This is a genomic window from Compostibacter hankyongensis (assembly GCF_039541075.1).
GTDB classification, from domain to species: domain Bacteria; phylum Bacteroidota; class Bacteroidia; order Chitinophagales; family Chitinophagaceae; genus Compostibacter; species Compostibacter hankyongensis.
Genome location: NZ_BAABFN010000007.1, coordinates 112270 through 127949, shown reverse-complemented (window position 1 = coordinate 127949; position 15680 = coordinate 112270). Strand labels below are relative to the sequence as shown.

At 55.9% G+C, this 15680-nt stretch carries 11 protein-coding genes; 6 read left to right on the top strand and 5 right to left on the bottom strand.

Annotated elements, in window-relative coordinates:
- Positions 1 to 2: 2 nt before the first annotated feature.
- Positions 3 to 404 carry a DoxX family protein gene (locus ABD851_RS13955; protein WP_344980322.1) on the bottom strand — a complete coding sequence of 134 codons (402 nt, stop codon included), beginning with the start codon at positions 402 to 404 and terminating at the stop codon, positions 3 to 5.
- 321 nt (positions 405 to 725) lie between these two features.
- On the opposite strand from ABD851_RS13955, the gene ABD851_RS13950 reads away from it, so the two are divergent.
- The 4 genes from ABD851_RS13950 to ABD851_RS13935 all read left to right on the top strand — a co-directional run bounded on the left by ABD851_RS13950 (position 726) and on the right by ABD851_RS13935 (position 7648).
- Complete coding sequence (locus ABD851_RS13950; RefSeq protein ID WP_344980320.1) at positions 726 to 3839, top strand: tetratricopeptide repeat protein; 3114 nt, start codon at positions 726 to 728, stop codon at positions 3837 to 3839.
- Between the two features lie 79 nt (positions 3840 to 3918).
- Positions 3919 to 5574 (top strand): TonB-dependent receptor, encoded by a 1656-nt coding sequence (locus ABD851_RS13945; protein ID WP_344980318.1) that lies wholly within the window; start codon positions 3919 to 3921, stop codon positions 5572 to 5574.
- On the top strand, positions 5574 to 6710 hold the full coding sequence (locus ABD851_RS13940) for a hypothetical protein (protein WP_344980316.1): 1137 nt from the start codon (positions 5574 to 5576) through the stop codon (positions 6708 to 6710). The genes ABD851_RS13945 and ABD851_RS13940 overlap by 1 nt, the downstream gene beginning before the upstream one ends.
- Before the next feature lie 11 nt (positions 6711 to 6721).
- A complete protein-coding gene (locus ABD851_RS13935) occupies positions 6722 to 7648 on the top strand; it encodes a class I SAM-dependent methyltransferase (protein WP_344980314.1) in 927 nt (308 codons plus the stop codon).
- A 253-nt stretch (positions 7649 to 7901) separates the two neighbouring features.
- On the opposite strand, the gene ABD851_RS13930 is transcribed toward ABD851_RS13935, so the two are convergent.
- Positions 7902 to 8531 (bottom strand): carboxypeptidase-like regulatory domain-containing protein, encoded by a 630-nt coding sequence (locus tag ABD851_RS13930; protein ID WP_344980312.1) that lies wholly within the window; start codon positions 8529 to 8531, stop codon positions 7902 to 7904.
- A 131-nt stretch (positions 8532 to 8662) separates the two neighbouring features.
- Here ABD851_RS13930 and ABD851_RS13925 point away from each other — a divergent pair, with 131 nt between their 5' ends.
- Together ABD851_RS13925 and pyrF are read left to right on the top strand one after the other, a co-directional pair.
- Positions 8663 to 9760: an Mrp/NBP35 family ATP-binding protein gene (locus tag ABD851_RS13925; RefSeq protein ID WP_344980310.1), complete on the top strand. Its 1098-nt coding sequence runs from the start codon at positions 8663 to 8665 to the stop codon at positions 9758 to 9760.
- A gap of 83 nt (positions 9761 to 9843) precedes the next feature.
- Positions 9844 to 10656 (top strand): orotidine-5'-phosphate decarboxylase, encoded by an 813-nt coding sequence (gene pyrF, locus ABD851_RS13920; protein ID WP_344980307.1) that lies wholly within the window; start codon positions 9844 to 9846, stop codon positions 10654 to 10656.
- Between the two features lie 39 nt (positions 10657 to 10695).
- On the opposite strand, the gene ABD851_RS13915 is transcribed toward pyrF, so the two are convergent.
- From ABD851_RS13915 to ABD851_RS13905, 3 genes are all read right to left on the bottom strand, one after another.
- On the bottom strand, positions 10696 to 12096 hold the full coding sequence (locus ABD851_RS13915) for a sialate O-acetylesterase (RefSeq protein WP_344980305.1): 1401 nt from the start codon (positions 12094 to 12096) through the stop codon (positions 10696 to 10698).
- Between the two features lie 15 nt (positions 12097 to 12111).
- The gene (gene hisD, locus ABD851_RS13910; protein ID WP_344980303.1) at positions 12112 to 13398 is read right to left on the bottom strand and encodes a histidinol dehydrogenase; all 1287 of its coding nucleotides are present in this window, start codon (positions 13396 to 13398) and stop codon (positions 12112 to 12114) included.
- A 90-nt stretch (positions 13399 to 13488) separates the two neighbouring features.
- Positions 13489 to 15666, bottom strand: a complete 2178-nt coding sequence (locus tag ABD851_RS13905) for a hypothetical protein (RefSeq protein ID WP_344980301.1) — start codon at positions 15664 to 15666, stop codon at positions 13489 to 13491.
- Positions 15667 to 15680: the final 14 nt, after the last annotated feature.

Here is a 15680-nt window from a genome sequence, read left to right as displayed (position 1 = left end):
CCTTACCGGGCGATCAGCCGGTCTACCGAAATACGGCCCGGTCCGCAAAGCAATATCACCAGGTACCCCAGCAGGAAATGCAGGCCCAGCTCCTGGTGACCAAAATCCCCGCGATGGATGATCAGCACCACAATGCACAGCTGGATCAGCAGTACCAGGGCCGCAAAACGGGTAAGGAGCCCCAGCATGACCAGGAAAGCGCAGCCCAGCTCGGAAAACAGCACCAGCACCAGCGAACCGCGGGTGCCGACATGCAGGGGATCGGCAAACTGCGCCGCCATCTCGGAAAAACGCTGCAGCTTCTGCCAGCCATGCACCATCATCATCAGGCCCAGCCCCACGCGGAGCAGCAACAGGCTAAAGTGCACCATCCCGGTATTGACCTTGGTAGAAAGCAGTTTCATCTGTTAATATTTTTGTTTTTAATGGTCGGACCCGCCTGCTATAGCTTTACGGCGGACAGATGACACCGAAGATGCATCGGGACCTTTTCAAAGTGGTTTCAAAAATCGAAAATAGTAAATCCCCCCAGATCTCCGCCGGGAATTATCCACAAACTTTTCCCCTCCCTGTGACAATAGCAGGAATCTTTTATCTTTGTCCGCATGCCGGTTCCCACCTGAAGCCCAAAGCGGCATGACATTTGCCGGAGGGCGGGAAGGCTAAAAATAAAACAGCTTATTCATACGTTACAGTCGGGGATAAACCGGATTAATTACTATAACATGCAGTCAGACAGGCTTCTTATATTCTTTTCGCATCACCGCTTTTTTTGTAACCTCCGCCGCTGCCGTCTGCTGCTGGCGGTGGCCTGTCTGGGTCTCGCCCAAACTGCCGCGGCCCAGCAAACCGCCATCCATGACCAGCCGGACGCGTTGTTCAGGGAAGCACAGGAATACTTCCAGCTCGGCAAGTATGCCGTGGCCCAGCAGCTGTTCCGCAAAACGCTGGACGATGTGGATTATTTCCAGAAAACCAACCGTGAGCTGACCTGGCAGGACGCCCGCTACTACTACGTGATCTGTGCTCTTCAGCTCGGCCAGCCCGACGGCGAATCGCTCACCAAAACATTTATTGAAAAAACCAATAACCACGCCCGCCAGCAAATGGCCAGCTTCCAGCTGGCCCGTTATTATTTTCACCAGAACAAGGTCCGTGAAGCCATCCCCTACTATGAAAAAGCCGGGATCGACAACCTGTCCAACCAGGAGATCACCGACGCCAAGTTCGAGCTGGGCTACTGTTATTTCAATGTAAAGGACTTTGCAAAGGCCCAGCCGCTCTTTGCCTCCATAAAGGACATTCATAACAAATATTACATCCCCTCCAACTACTATTACGGATTCATCGCCTATTACAACAAGCAATATAATGCGGCGCTGACCAGCTTTCAGCGTGTGGTGAAGGAAAAAAAATATGACATTATCGTTCCTTATTATATCGCCGAGATCTATTACTACCAGAACAAGCTGGATCAACTGCTGGACTATGCCCTGCCCTACGCGCAGAAAGGGAATCTCTATTATAACGCTCCCCTCAAGCACCTGATCGGCCAGACCTATTTTGAAAAAAAGGATTATGTAAAAGCCCTGCCTTATCTTGAAGAATACGAGGAAAACACCGACGAGCTGCATAAGGAAGATGTATATGAGCTGGCCTACTGCTATTACCAGACCAACGAGCTCGACAAGGCGATCAGCGGATTCAAGCAGCTGAGCAGCTCTGCCGATTCCCTCGGGCAGAACTCCATGTACCTGCTGGGCGACTGTTACCTGAAGACCGGACAGAAAAGCAGCGCCCGTAACGCTTTTGCCATCTGTGCGCGCAACAGCTATAATGCCAAGCAACAGGAGATATCCCGATTCAACTACGGCAAGCTTTCCTATGAGCTGGGATACCAGGATGTGGCCCTCAATGAGCTGAAAAGCTTTGTGCAGCAATATCCCCAGTCCGAATACATCCCGGAGACCCGCGAGATCCTCGCCCAGCTGTTCATGAATACCAACGATTATAAAAACGCCCTCTCCGCCGTGGAAGGGATACCGAATAAAACGCCAAACGTACGGAAAGCCTACCAGAAGGTAGCCTACGGACGGGCCATGCAGCTGATCAATGACAACCAGACGGAGGATGCCGGCAAGCTGCTGGACATATCCCTGCAAAACCCGATGGACCCGCAGCTGCAACAGCTGGCTTATTTCTGGAAAGGAGAGATCAGCCTGCGGAAAGGACAGTTTGATCAGGCAACGGCTTATCTCAACCAGTATTTCAGCCTCGCCCGCTCCAGCGCTGCCGCCGCTTCCGGGGAAGCCAACGAGCAAACCGCGCATTATAACCTCGGATACGCCCTGATGAGAAAAGGCGATTATAACGGCGCCCTGGATCAGTTCAAAGCAGCAGAAATCGTATTCGGCGCCAACGGGGAAAAGATCGCGCAGGATGCCAAGCTGCGTACCGCCGACTGCTATTACATGCTCCGGAACTACGGCCAGGCCATGAATATCTACAACCAGGCCCTCAGCAGCGGATCCGGATCCGACTACGCACTGTATCAGAAAAGCATGATCCTGGGCGCCAGCGGCAAAAACGATGAGAAGGTGAGCCTGCTGAAACAGCTGGCGCAGCAATATCCGAAATCCGGTTTCAACAACGAAGCCGACTACGAGATCGGCTCTACGTACATCACCGAACAGAAATACCGGGAAGCCGTTCCCTACCTGGAACGGGTGATACAGCAGCAGCCCAACAGTCCCAATGCACCCAAGGCTACCCTGAAGCTGGGGCTTGCCCATCTGAATATGGGCGACAATGGCCAGGCAACCGACTATTACAAAAAGGTGGTACAGCAATATCCCAACAGCCCCGAATCCAACGAAGCGCTGCAAAGCCTGCGCACCCTGTATGTCAACAACGGCAATACGGACGCCTTCCTCAGCTTCCTGAAATCCACGGGCAAAACCATTACCCGCTCCGTAGCAGATTCGGTTACCTTCGCGGCCGCGGAAGCCCGCTTTGGAAACGGCGATTACTCCGGGGCCCTCAGCGCTTTCAACAACTATCTCAGCCGTTATCCGCAGGGACAGTTCACCCTGAATGCCAACTTCTACAAGGCGGAATGTCTTTTTATGCAAAAGGACTACAGCAACGCGCTTAACGCTTACGAATATATCCTGTCGCAGGGCAATACCCCCTTTACCGAACGCGCCGTGGCCCAGGCCGGCAGGATCGAGTTCTATGAAAACAAGGATTACAGCAAAGCGCTGCAGTACTACGGACAGCTGAAACAGATAGCCGTCACCCGCGACAATGCGCTGGAAGCCCGGCGGGGTCTGCTGCGCGCCAACTACGAACTGCAAAACTGGGATCAGGTAAAAACCAGCGCCGCTGATCTGCTGGCGCTGTCCAATATCAGCACGGACGATCAGATCGTAGCCCATTTCTATGCGGGGCAGGCCTACCGGGCACAGGACAACTGCGACAGCGCCCTGGTTGCCTTCGGACAAACGGCCCGGCAAACCAAGTCCGAGCTGGGCGCACAGGCCCGCTACTACATCGCCGAATGTCATTTCAAAAACCGGGAGCTGAAGCAGGCCGAGACCGCCGCTTTCGACGTCATCAAGAATACGCCGTCCTACGACTACTGGGTAGCCAGCGCATACATCCTCCTGGGCGATATCTATACCCGGGAAAAGGATTATTTCAATGCCAAGGCCACCCTGCAGAGCATCGTGGACAACAGCAAGATACCCGACCTGGTCAGCAAGGCAAAAGAAAAGCTGAGCGAGGTGGAAAGCCTCGAAAAATCACAGTCGAGGATCAAGGAAGATTCCACAAAATAAACCGGGGTCACCGCAGGACGGAGCCGGAAAAAACATACCGAAGCAAGCAAAAAACATGATTGAAACAGCCATAAAGACGATGCAAGTTTTTCAGCATATACGCCCCCCTTACCTGCTGCGGGTTGCCCTGGGCTCCTGTATCTGCCTGCTGGCCGCGCTCGGCGCCAGGGCGCAGCAACAGGATTCCACCATCCAGCAGCAGACGATCGATATCTACAACGTATATCAGCCCGAACTGCGGAATGCCGCCAAGCTGAACCTTACCACGGCGTTGCCTTCTATCGACACTACCCGGCCCCGGCTGGTATACAATATCCCTTCGCAAAACCTTTATTTTACCTACCAGCCGGTGCCGCTGCGTCCGCTCGCGATGGGAAAGGATTCACTCGAAGCGCTGCAGAACAATTTTATCAAAGCCGGCTTTGGCAACTACAGCACACCGCTGCTGCAGGTAGGACTGGGCAGCGGACGGAACAACCAGTATAACTACAGCCTCTTCTTCAACCATCTCTCCTCCAAGGGATCGATCGAGCACCAGCAGTTCAGCAATGATAACCTGCATCTGCGGGGACAGTATTTCGCCGGAGGTCACGAGTTTCACGCCAACGTCGGATACGACCGGAATGCAGTGAATTACTACGGCTATGATCACGACAGCCTGAAGCTCTCCCGCGACGATGTCCGCCAGGCATACAATACCTTTTCCGTATCGTTCGGACTGAGCAATACCGAGGAAAACAGGCTGACGCTGAATTACCAGCCGGAACTGAAGCTCACCAGCTTTGCCGATGCGCATGACCAGAGCGAATTCACCTTTTACCTGAAGATACCCGCCCAGAAAAAGATCGTAAAAGACATCTTCCTGGTAGCGGACTTTATCGGCGACTTTTCCAACTACCGGCATCAGGGAGACAGCTCTTTTTCCAACTCCATCGTAGCCTTTCACCCCGCCGTGCTGATCTCCAAACCGGGCTTTGTGCTGCGCGCCGGCATAAACCCTACCTGGACGAACAATAAGTTTGTGCTGCTGCCCGACATCGTTAACGAAACGCACCTGATTAAAAACTCGCTGATCCTGAGCAGCGGGTGGATATCGTACTTCACGAAAAACAGCTATCAGCACCTGGTGTCGGAAAACCCCTTCCTGGGCGACTACTCCAGCCCCACCAACACAAGGGTGGAGGAAAAATATACCGGTATAAAAGGATCCATCAACAGCCACTTCAATTACAACACCAAGTTCGCTTACGTAGTGTATGAGGACCGGCCGTTGTACCTGAACGATACCCTGATGGGCAATAAGTTCACGACGCGGTACGAAGAAGAGCTGAAAGCTTATCAGCTGCACGCCGAAATAGGTTATGTCCAGGAAGAAAAATTCCAGGCCAGGCTGAGCATGAACTGGTTTAACTATTTCAAGCAGAAAACCGAGGCCAAGCCCTGGGGACTTTCGCCCTTCCGGGCCGACCTGTCCTTCCAGTACGCCATCGGCGAAAAGTTCCGGCTGAGCGCGGATGCCTTTGCCCTGAGCGGAAGCTCCTGGCAGGACAGCGCGCTCGTGGATCACAAAACCAAGGGCGCCTTCGACCTGAACCTCGGCGCTTCCTACCAGATCGGCAAGCACTTCGGCGTATGGGCCAATGTCAATAACCTGCTCGGATCGCATTACCAGCGCTGGCATAACTACCCTTCGCTGGGTCTGAATGCCCTGGGAGGCATCCTTTTCAAATTCTGATGGAACATCTCTTCCTGAAATATATCGCCGAGCAACTTTCCCTGGAAGGGGCCAGCACCCTGCCGGGCATTGGCATACTGACGCTCTCGCAACGGGCGGCGCAGCGGCTGGCCGGAGGTGTGCAACTTTCCGCCCCCGCCCCGGTGATCAGTTTCCGGGAAGCTACCCGCGTAGACGACCTTTCCCTGCTGGCTTATATTGAGAAAAGACGGCCCGGTATAGCCGGCCTGCAGGAGCAGTGGCAGCTCTTCTCGGACCGTATCCGGGAAAAGACCGCCGGCGGCGGATCCTGGGAGCTGCCCGGCATCGGCGTGCTGGAAGGCAATGAGCAGGGTAATATCTCTTTCAGGGACTACCCCGGCGATGCCATAGCAGAACCGGTGGTACTCCCCGGTCCGGTGACCACAACGCAGGCAGAACACTCCTCCCGGAAGGCGGCAGCGCCATCCACAGCCGGGGAAGCCGCCTCGCCCGCAGAGGCAACATCCGCCCCCCCTCCGGTCGCCGCCGCACCCGAACCAACTGAGATGACGACAGCCTTGGCTTCAGAAACGCCGGCGGCACCGGAAACAGCTGCGCCCTCCGGAATAGCTCCGTCTTCCGAAGCACCAAAGGCTTCTGAAACAGGAACGGCGCCCGAAGCGGTAACGACGCACGAAGTACCGGATCCCGCCCCGGAATATCCTGACCTGTATCCCTATCCCTTGCCGGAAGAACGTTCCGGAAAACGGCTGCAGTCCTGGTGGATCGCCGCCGCGGTGCTGATCGTCGCCGGCATCCTGTTTTTCCTGCTGTACCGTCCCCAACGCGAGCGCCAAATCAGGCCGGAAGCGGCTACCCCCGCGGCAGACAGCACCGCTGCCGAAGCCGGGGCCTCGTCTTCTGCCGCAGACCAGCCCGCGGGAAACGATTCTCTGCATTACCATATCGTGATCGCCACCTACCCCACCCTGGAACGGGGCGGGCAGCAATACCGCAAATTCAGAAGCTGGGGTCTGCCGGTTGAGCTGCTGGCGGAAGACTCTTCCACCTTCCGGCTGGCCATGCCTTTTACTTCCATGCCTGCCGATACCGCCCTGCACCTGAAAGAGATGAAGGCGCTCTACGGGCAGGATGCATTTATCGTATACAAATAAGAAGAGCCGGTATGCCGCTGATCCACCGCCATCATTGCCCCCTTTGTCATTCGGAAAGCATCCATCCCGCGCTGAAGGCGAGGGATCATACCGTATCCGGAAAAATCTTTTCCATCTGGCACTGCGATGCCTGCACCGGCCGCTTTACCCAGGATGCTCCGGACGAGGCAGAAAGCGGAAAGTACTACCAGTCCGAAGCTTATATCTCTCACAGCGACACGCGCAAGGGCATCATCAACCGGCTTTATCATATTGCCCGGGGCAGGGCCATGCAGCAGAAAAAACACTGGGTAACGCGCTACAGCGGTCATCATACCGGAGCACTCCTGGATATCGGCTGCGGCACAGGCGCTTTCCTGGCCACCATGAAGCAGGCGGGCTGGCAGGTTACCGGTATAGAACCGGATGAAACGGCCCGGAAAAATGCGCTGGCGCTGCACCGCGTAGAGCCCCTGACCCCCGACGCGCTGTTCAGCTTACCCGACGGCGCCTTCCGGGTGATCACCCTCTGGCATGTGCTGGAACACGTACACGCTCTGCACGAATATATGGACGAGATGCTCCGCCTGCTGCAGCCCGGCGGCACCCTTTTTCTGGCCCTGCCCAACTTCACGGCAGCCGATGCCTTGTATTACAAGGCAGACTGGGCGGCCTACGACGTACCCAGACACCTTTACCACTTCTCCCCCGCCGCCCTGGCTTCCCTGGCCGGACAGCAGGGCTTCCGGGTCGGGCACCAGATACCCATGCCCTTCGATGCTTTTTATATCAGCCTGCTGAGCGAAAAATACCGGCACGGCCATACCCGGCTGCCGGCAGGGTTTCTCCAGGGACTACGCTCCTGGCTACACGCCCGGAAATATCCTGCCCGGAGCAGCTCGCTCACCTATGTGCTTCGCCCCTCACGCACTGCTCCTTCAGGTGAAGCAATACTTTAAAGGAATAACGCTGATCCTTCAATAACATCTTGTTAACATCTTCAAAGAAAGGCTTTCTGTAAGTTTGCATTAACGCTTTCAGGCAAAACATCAGGGTTTACAAGCCAGTAAAAATATCAGAGATGCGCCTTCCTTTGGGCGGTATTTCGTAAGAAGCTAAAGCAGTCAAGCCTGCAATAGCAGAGAGTAGTAATTTTTTCAAAGGGTTTAACACAGACCCCGCCGTTCCCGGTGGGGTTTTTTTTCAGGAAAATCAGTATTTTCTGCGGAAATCGCCCCGTTTCCAGGCTTCTATGAACTGCGCCCAGGCCAGGGGGTTGAAGATGTTCTGTGGTGGACGCTGACCCGAATAGTACATGGATTGGGCTCGCTGCATCAGGGTACGGCTCACGGCTTCGGTGCCGTCGGCCGGCAGGGTCATCGCCAGCGCGCGGAGCTTGGCAGCATCCAGGTTGCGCCGGGCCACGGCGAGCTTGTCGTCCGGGATCTCCCAGTGCAGGAAAGCATCGGGGAATTCTTCCCGGCTCGGATAGGAATGGATGATGGCCACCGGAAGATAAGTGGTGTCCTGGGCCATCAGCTGGAGCAGCGAATAATGGTTGCTTTCCAGCCCGTCGGGGATCCGGACCTCGCCGCCCTTAAAACCTACCGCGCTGAATACCAGGGTATCCCCCTTGAAGACCACGATGGAAAAAACGCCCTGTTCGTTGGTAACCGTTCCCCGGCTTTGCCCCTTTACCAATATACTCACATTGGGCACCGCCCGCAGGCTGTCTGCCGTCATGGTTACCCCGGATACTTCCACGAGCGTATCCTGCTGCGCATGCAGCAGGAGCGGGAAAAACAGGATAAAAAGGATCACATATAGTACCCGTATCTTCATCTCCCCAAAATTAAACGATTTACCGTTAACACCCTACCTTCCGGCTTAATAATCCGCCTCATTTGGGTTACCTTTGCCCACGGGATGGCCTGGTATCCATCTTATCAAAACAACGTTAAAAAACAGTGAGGATGACCAGAGAACAAGTATTGGAAGCCCTGGGCAACGTACAGGAGCCGGACCTGGGAAAGGATCTGGTGACGCTGAACATGGTGCACGATATCGCAATAAACGGGCAGGAGGTGTCTTTTACGGTAATGCTCACCACCCCGGCCTGCCCCCTGAAAGAGCTGATCCGCAATGCCTGCATAAACGCCATCCACCATCTGGTGGATAAAGAAGCCCGCGTAACGGTCAACATGACGTCCCGGGTCACTTCCAACCGGAAAGACGGAAAAGCCCTGCTGCCGGATGTGCGGAACATCATCGCCGTGGCTTCCGGCAAGGGCGGCGTCGGCAAGTCCACCGTGGCCGCCAACCTGGCGCTGGCGCTGGCGCAGGACGGAGCCCGCGTGGGACTGATGGATGCGGATATCTACGGACCCAGCGTACCCATCATGTTCGGGCTCCGCGGAGAGCGTCCCCTGATGACCCAGGTCAACGGCAAGGATATGATCGTTCCCATGGAACGGTTCGGCATCAAGCTGATGTCCATCGGACTGCTGCTGGATGAGAAGCAGGCCATCGTCTGGCGCGGCCCCATGGCCAGCAGCGCCTTAAAACAGTTTGTGACGGATGTGAACTGGGGAGAGCTCGACTACCTGATCATCGACCTGCCGCCCGGCACCGGCGATATCCACCTTACCCTGGTGCAGACGGTACCGGTCACCGGCGCCATCATCGTCACCACGCCGCAGGACGTAGCCCTGGCCGACGCCAAAAAGGCGGTGATCATGTTCAACATCGGGCAGATCAATGTGCCCATCATCGGGCTGGTGGAGAATATGGCCTATTTTACCCCGCAGGAGCTGCCTGAAAACAAGTATTACATCTTTGGCAAAGAGGGCGGAAAAAGACTGGCGGAAGATTTTGAGCTGCCTTTCCTGGGGCAGATACCCCTGGTGCAAAGCGTACGCGAGGGGGGAGACCGCGGTGTGCCCGTCATGCTGAACGAGGAGGATGCCGTCAGCCGCAAGGCCTTTGGCGAAATGGCACAGGAGGCCGCCCGGCAGATCGCCATCCGGAACGCCAAACAGGCACCCACCCGTGTGGTGGAAATGAGGGGATGACGATTTGATGATGTGCTGATTACCTTATCATCAAATTATCAAATCTCCAAATCATCAAATCAACTTTAGACAATTGGCTTCCCATGACCCGACAGGAACTGAGCCGCCTTATCCGGCAAAAGCAATCTTATCTCTGCGTGGGACTGGACTCGGATATCAGCAGGATACCCAAGCACCTGCTCAGCCAGCCCGATCCCGTATTCAGCTTTAACAAAGCCATCATCGACGCCACCCGGGAATTTTGCGTGGCCTATAAGATCAACACCGCCTTTTATGAAAGCCGCGGCATCCGCGGTTGGGAAAGCCTGGAACGGACCCTCGCCTATATCCCCGAAACCCATTTCCGGATCGCTGATGCCAAACGCGGCGATATCGGCAATACCGCCCACCATTACGCCAAAACTTTTTTTGAGACCTTCGGTTTCGACGCCGTTACCGTAGCGCCCTATATGGGCGAGGACAGCGTTACACCCTTTCTGCAATACCCGGGCAAATGGACCATCCTGCTCGGTTTGACGAGCAATGAAGGCAGCCGGGACTTCCAGCTGCAGAAAACCGGCGACGGCGAATATTTCTATGAAAAAGTGATCCAACAAGCCACCCAATGGGGAACGGCGGACAACCTGATGTTCGTCGTGGGGGCTACACAGGATGCACAGCTTTCCGCGATCCGCAGCCGCATCCCGGAACATTTCCTGCTCGTCCCCGGCGTAGGGGCGCAGGGAGGCAGTCTGGAAGCGATATCCCGCCATGGACTTACCCCGGAAGGAGGCCTGCTCGTCAATGCCTCCCGTGCGGTTATCTTTGCCGGCAACGGCCCCGACTTCGCAGAAGATGCCGCTGCCGCCGCCCGGCAATATCAGCAGGAAATGCAGGCCTGCCTGGAGGAGACTTAATCGGGTAGGGATGGTTAACCCTTCGCCTTTGACCATCTATTACCGTGGCACAACCACCTCCCAATGGTCTGACCGGAAAGGCCCCACGGGCAACCCGTTTTTTCCAAAGAGGTTACCGATGCCTGTATTGCTGAAGCCATAACGAACCGCTACTGGACGGGGAACACGATCACTCCATACGATCAGCATATCATCTTTTATCCTGGCCTCGGCAGGATAAAAAATCTGATCTTCTCCTGCGATAAAGAGCTCCCTGACCTGTCCGCCTTTTACCGTCAACCCTTCCTCACCATGCTGAAAAGTCACCCAAGCCTGATGATTTCGGATCGTCATTGCTTTAAATACCGGACTCTGGTAGGCGATGCCGCCGACATGATAGGTTTCCGACAGGGCCCGGTTCGCGAGCCGCAGCCCCACATCATGCTTGTCCGCAGGATGCACGTTGCTGGTATCGTCCACCAGATCGGTAATCACCACCATGCCCGTATGGGGTAACCGGGCGCTCGCTGCCTGCGCTTCGCGCAGCAACGCACCTACATAAGGCTGCCCGTAATGATAAGGGGCGATCTGTACAAAATAAAAGGGAAGATCATATCCCCACCCGCTGCGCCAGGAATCCATCATGCGGGTAAACAGCCGCGCATAGGAACCGGCGTTGACCGTATTGTTTTCGCCCTGGTACCAGATGACGCCGGCAATTTTATACGGAATGAGGGGTGCGATCATGGCGTTAAAAGCATATCCCGGCAGGTTGGGGCATTGTCCGTTCGGAACGATCTTCCCGGCTGCCCTTTGCAGTATCGGGTCATGGGTTATCATGCTGTCGGGAGACCAGACTTCGGCGGAAGTACCGCCCCAGGCCGACTCGATCAGGCCAACAGGACAGGCGAGCCGCTGATAAAGCGTTCGTCCGAAGAAATAACCCACCGCGCTGAAAGGCGCCAGGGTGGCGCTGTCGCAAATCACCCACCGGCCTTCTATCTGCTGCTGGGGAACGGAAGCCGTTCTTTTGGGAACCTGGAAAAAACGGATCTCAGGACAGTGCGACCGGGGCAAAGCCGCCTGTGCATCCTTCAGCCCCCAGTTGGCGCACATCTCCATATTGCTCTGACCGGAACAAAGCCATACCTCCCCTATCAGGATGTTTTTCACCGTCAGATGATTCTTTCCCTCAATGTCCAGCGTATAGGGACCGCCGGCAGCCGGGGTATGAATGGTAAGCTCCCAGCGGGCATTTCCATCCACAACGACCGGCGGATAGGTTTTATGATCCCAGGAGGTGGTGACGCTCACCTTCTCATAAGGTTCGCCCCATCCCCAGATCCTGACGTCGCTGTGCTGCTCCATCACCATGTTGTCGCTGATGATGCCGGGAAGACGGATCATGCCATAGCCGGAAAGACTGCAGGTCAAAAGAATGACAGTGAAAATTTTAGCCATACGGTTGGGTTATCGTTATCTGTTTTTTTCTTTGCCATACCGCTTTACGCGCAGCGTGGCCTGGGCCTTGTGACCGGCAAACCTTTCCAGCTCGCAAAGCCGCTCGGCATATTCCCCTACTATGGCGCTGGCCGCTTCGGTGCAACGCTGATAGGTACAGTTCTTCAGAAACTTGCCTACCCATAGTCCACCCGTATACCGGGCCGCTTTCCGGGTGGGAAGAATATGGTTGGTGCCGATGACCTTGTCCCCGTAAGCCACATTGGTTTCCGGACCGAGGAACAGGGCCCCGTAATTGGACAGGTGGGTCAAAAAATAGTCCGGATTCCGCGTGAGCACTTCCACATGCTCATAAGCCAGCTCATCGGCAACCTGCACCGCTTCCTGCTCATCCTTTACCTGGATCACCATACCGTAATCCCTCCAGGACACGGCGGCGATCTCCGCGGTAGCGAGCCGGCCAAGCTGACGGTCTATTTCCAACAGCGTCTCCCGGGCCAGGGCTTCGGAGGTGGTGATGAGCGCAGCGGGGGAAGTAGGTCCGTGTTCCGCCTGACCCAGCAGATCGCAGGCCACCATTTCCGCATCGGCCGTCTCATCCGCGATGACCAGGATCTCCGTAGGTCCTGCAAAAAGGTCGATGCCCACTTTGCCGAAAAGCTGCTTTTTGGCTTCAGCGACATACGCGTTACCCGGCCCCACGATCATGTCTACCGGACGCATCTCCTCAAAACCGAAAGCCATGGCGCACAGTGCCTGTATGCCCCCGAGCACATATATCTCGTCTGCTCCCGCAAAGTGCATGGCGCAAACCGTGGCTTCGGGTATCTTCCCATCGACGGGCGGCGTGCAGGCCACTACTCTCTTCACCCCGGCCACCTTCGCCGTAAGCACGCTCATGTGAGCGGAGGCCACCATGGGATAACGGCCGCCGGGTATATAACATCCTGCCTGGCTGACCGGGATGTTCCGGTGACCCAGGAACACACCGGGGAGGGTCTCTACTTCGATATCCAGCACCGAAGCACGCTGCCGCTCGGCAAAAGACCGGATCTGCCGCTGCGCGAAAAGAATATCCTCTTTTACCCTTTCCGGTGTGCGGGCCACGATATCCTGTATCTCGTCATCCGACAACCGGAAACGTTCCGGCGCATAATGATCAAATGCTCTGGCATATTTCCGGATGACCGCATCTCCCTCCGTTTCAATCTCGCGGATGATTTTCTCCACGGTTTGTCTGACCATGCTGTCGTCATGATCAATCTCGGATTCACTTTTCCTGTTTTTCAGATAAACTGCCATTATTCACTGTTGTTTATGAAGGTAAATCATTAATCTTTTTCTTCCCGCGGGCAGGCTTTCAGAGGCCACCCGGCACAATCTCCGGCGCGGCTACCGGCCGGCTGTCGCCGGAGGCGTCATCATCCGGCGGATGACCTCCCTGGCCGTAGGTCCCATCTTCAGTCCGCGGGTAATATCCCAGTAGCTTTCCTGCTTCGATATCTCAATCTGACTGGTGAGTATCCAGCTCTGTATCCATCCGGTGAGCGTACACCATGCGCCCCAGCCGGCATCCGAATTGGAAGCCCAGTAGTCCCATTTTCCATAGTCGAATGCCCGGAACCACCCTCCGTCGAGATCGGGGTGTTTTGTGCTGCTGATCTGGATACGGGTCAGAAAGCCGGAGAGCTTCTCCACCGCCTGCATATAGGACGGATCGCCCGTGGCCATGGCGGCTTCGTGGAGGCTGAACAAGGCAAAATTGTTGGTGTAGAGCATACAGGCAATCTGCTGCCCGTTGTGCGTGATCAGGGAGCCTTCATCGGATCCGTAGTCGCTGTTCTTCTTCAGTTCCCGGAACATTCCCTTTCCTTTTCCCATCTCCTCCCGGATGGCCCCCGAGGCGTCCTGGTAGGACAACAATTCTTTGACCATCCGGTCGAGCCACTGCCGGTGTTCCGGCGTATTGCTGACACGCACCAGCCAGGCCAGCGGCAGGATCATCCTGGCCCGCTGGGTCTGCAGGCTGCTCCCCCAGAGCCATTTATCCGGATAATCGGCCATGGTGATCCGGATCGCTTTTTCAGTCCTTTCCAAAAGAGGTTTATAACCGGTTTTATCATAAAGCCATAAGTAAAGGGCCCACATCCAGGATTCAAAATGCGGAGAGGGGTTTTTGATATCACGGTTGAAATAATACGGCCATCCGTTTTTCAGGATATCCGCTTCTTCCAGGCGGTCGCCCCGGAATCCTTCCTTACCCGTGGTCCTGAAATTCCCCATGATGGCTTCGGCCAGGACCTTGTTCCAGCGATCGTTTTTCAGATAAGCCGAAGCGCCGATAGCGCCGAGTATGGCGCGGGAATTATCGTCTCCGTAAAAGGTGCCGGCATTGGTAGAGGCCCAGCCGATCAGCCCGAAGACCGCGCTTTGCGGATCATTTTTATGACCCGCACGAAGGTTCGACCGGTTAAAAAGAAAATCGAGCAGGCGGGCAGACTGTCCCTGCCAGGCCGTATCCCCGAGAAATTTTCCGGCGGCGGCCAGGGCCATGGACACCTCTCCCTGGACATCGGCGCGTATCCAATAGCGGTATTGCTGGGTACCGTTGTAATAGATCGTGGAAGTATGCCCTTCCAGCACGCCCAGACTTCCGTTTCCGTTGCGCTTATTCTGCCCCAGAGGCGGGCCCACGGGTTTAAGGCCGTTGCTGCCGTATTTTATCCAGTCGGCCTTCCAGCTCGGGTCAATAAAGAACCGTCCCTGATAGAACCATTGCACGCCCTTTTGGATACTGCTGCGGACGGCGCCGGCCGGCAGGGTTTCGTTGCGGCCATAGCTGGGTTTTACATCTTCCACCCAATGGTCAAGCCGGACATCCTGTCCGGCGATGCGGGAGATCAGGTAACGCCAGAGCGTTCTGACCGAAGCATCGGGACCATAGCGACCCGTCTGAAAATTACTGAGACCGGTCATCGCCAGCAGCGCACCCTGCTTTTCAAACAGCAACGGGTAAGACGGTGTACTGTCCAGCCCGAGCTCGGCCCGGTCCACCCCCACTACCTTGGCGAGGACCAGCATAGGGTCGGCCGCTTTTACGGGTAATACGTAGCTGTTGTGGATACCGAGAAGAGAAAGCTGCGGCAGGCCCAATACAGAAGAGGTGACGACCCCGCGTTCGAGGTGGGTTTCCAGGGGAGCGGACGGGATATCCAGCCCCGGGAAAGCCGCCGGGTATTCGATATAGAGCCGCAGGTGTTTTTTTGCGGCTTTATTCATCAGGGAAGCGCTGATCTTATTCACCAGATCGACGGCCGGATAACGGGCGCCGACGATAAAAACGCCGGAGTTGTCCGGCGCGGCGCCGACGGCGGCATCGGGCGTCGGGTACAGCCGCACCCGGAAACCTTCGCGCTGCAAAAGCCGGTACAGGTCGTTTTGCGGATTTCCGTAAAAGGATACGGACGGAGCGTCCGCGGACGTCTGGGCTTTCACCGGCAGGCTCCCGATGCAGAGCGCGATCAGCAGCAGCCCGGGAAAAAGGAAACAGGTCTTCTTACGAATCATCATAGCAGATATAAGAC

Excerpts from the sequence above, each read along its gene's own strand:
- ABD851_RS13940 (WP_344980316.1), top strand. The coding sequence starts at position 5,574 with ATGGAACATCTCTTCCTGAAATATATCGCCGAGCAACTTTCCCTGGAA.
- ABD851_RS13945 (WP_344980318.1), top strand. The coding sequence starts at position 3,919 with ATGCAAGTTTTTCAGCATATACGCCCCCCTTACCTGCTGCGGGTTGCC.
- ABD851_RS13925 (WP_344980310.1), top strand. The coding sequence starts at position 8,663 with ATGACCAGAGAACAAGTATTGGAAGCCCTGGGCAACGTACAGGAGCCG.
- ABD851_RS13905 (WP_344980301.1), bottom strand. The coding sequence starts at position 15,666 with ATGATGATTCGTAAGAAGACCTGTTTCCTTTTTCCCGGGCTGCTGCTG.
- ABD851_RS13950 (WP_344980320.1), top strand. The coding sequence starts at position 726 with ATGCAGTCAGACAGGCTTCTTATATTCTTTTCGCATCACCGCTTTTTT.
- pyrF (WP_344980307.1), top strand. The coding sequence starts at position 9,844 with ATGACCCGACAGGAACTGAGCCGCCTTATCCGGCAAAAGCAATCTTAT.
- ABD851_RS13915 (WP_344980305.1), bottom strand. The coding sequence starts at position 12,096 with ATGGCTAAAATTTTCACTGTCATTCTTTTGACCTGCAGTCTTTCCGGC.
- ABD851_RS13935 (WP_344980314.1), top strand. The coding sequence starts at position 6,722 with ATGCCGCTGATCCACCGCCATCATTGCCCCCTTTGTCATTCGGAAAGC.
- hisD (WP_344980303.1), bottom strand. The coding sequence starts at position 13,398 with ATGGCAGTTTATCTGAAAAACAGGAAAAGTGAATCCGAGATTGATCAT.
- ABD851_RS13955 (WP_344980322.1), bottom strand. The coding sequence starts at position 404 with ATGAAACTGCTTTCTACCAAGGTCAATACCGGGATGGTGCACTTTAGC.
- ABD851_RS13930 (WP_344980312.1), bottom strand. The coding sequence starts at position 8,531 with ATGAAGATACGGGTACTATATGTGATCCTTTTTATCCTGTTTTTCCCG.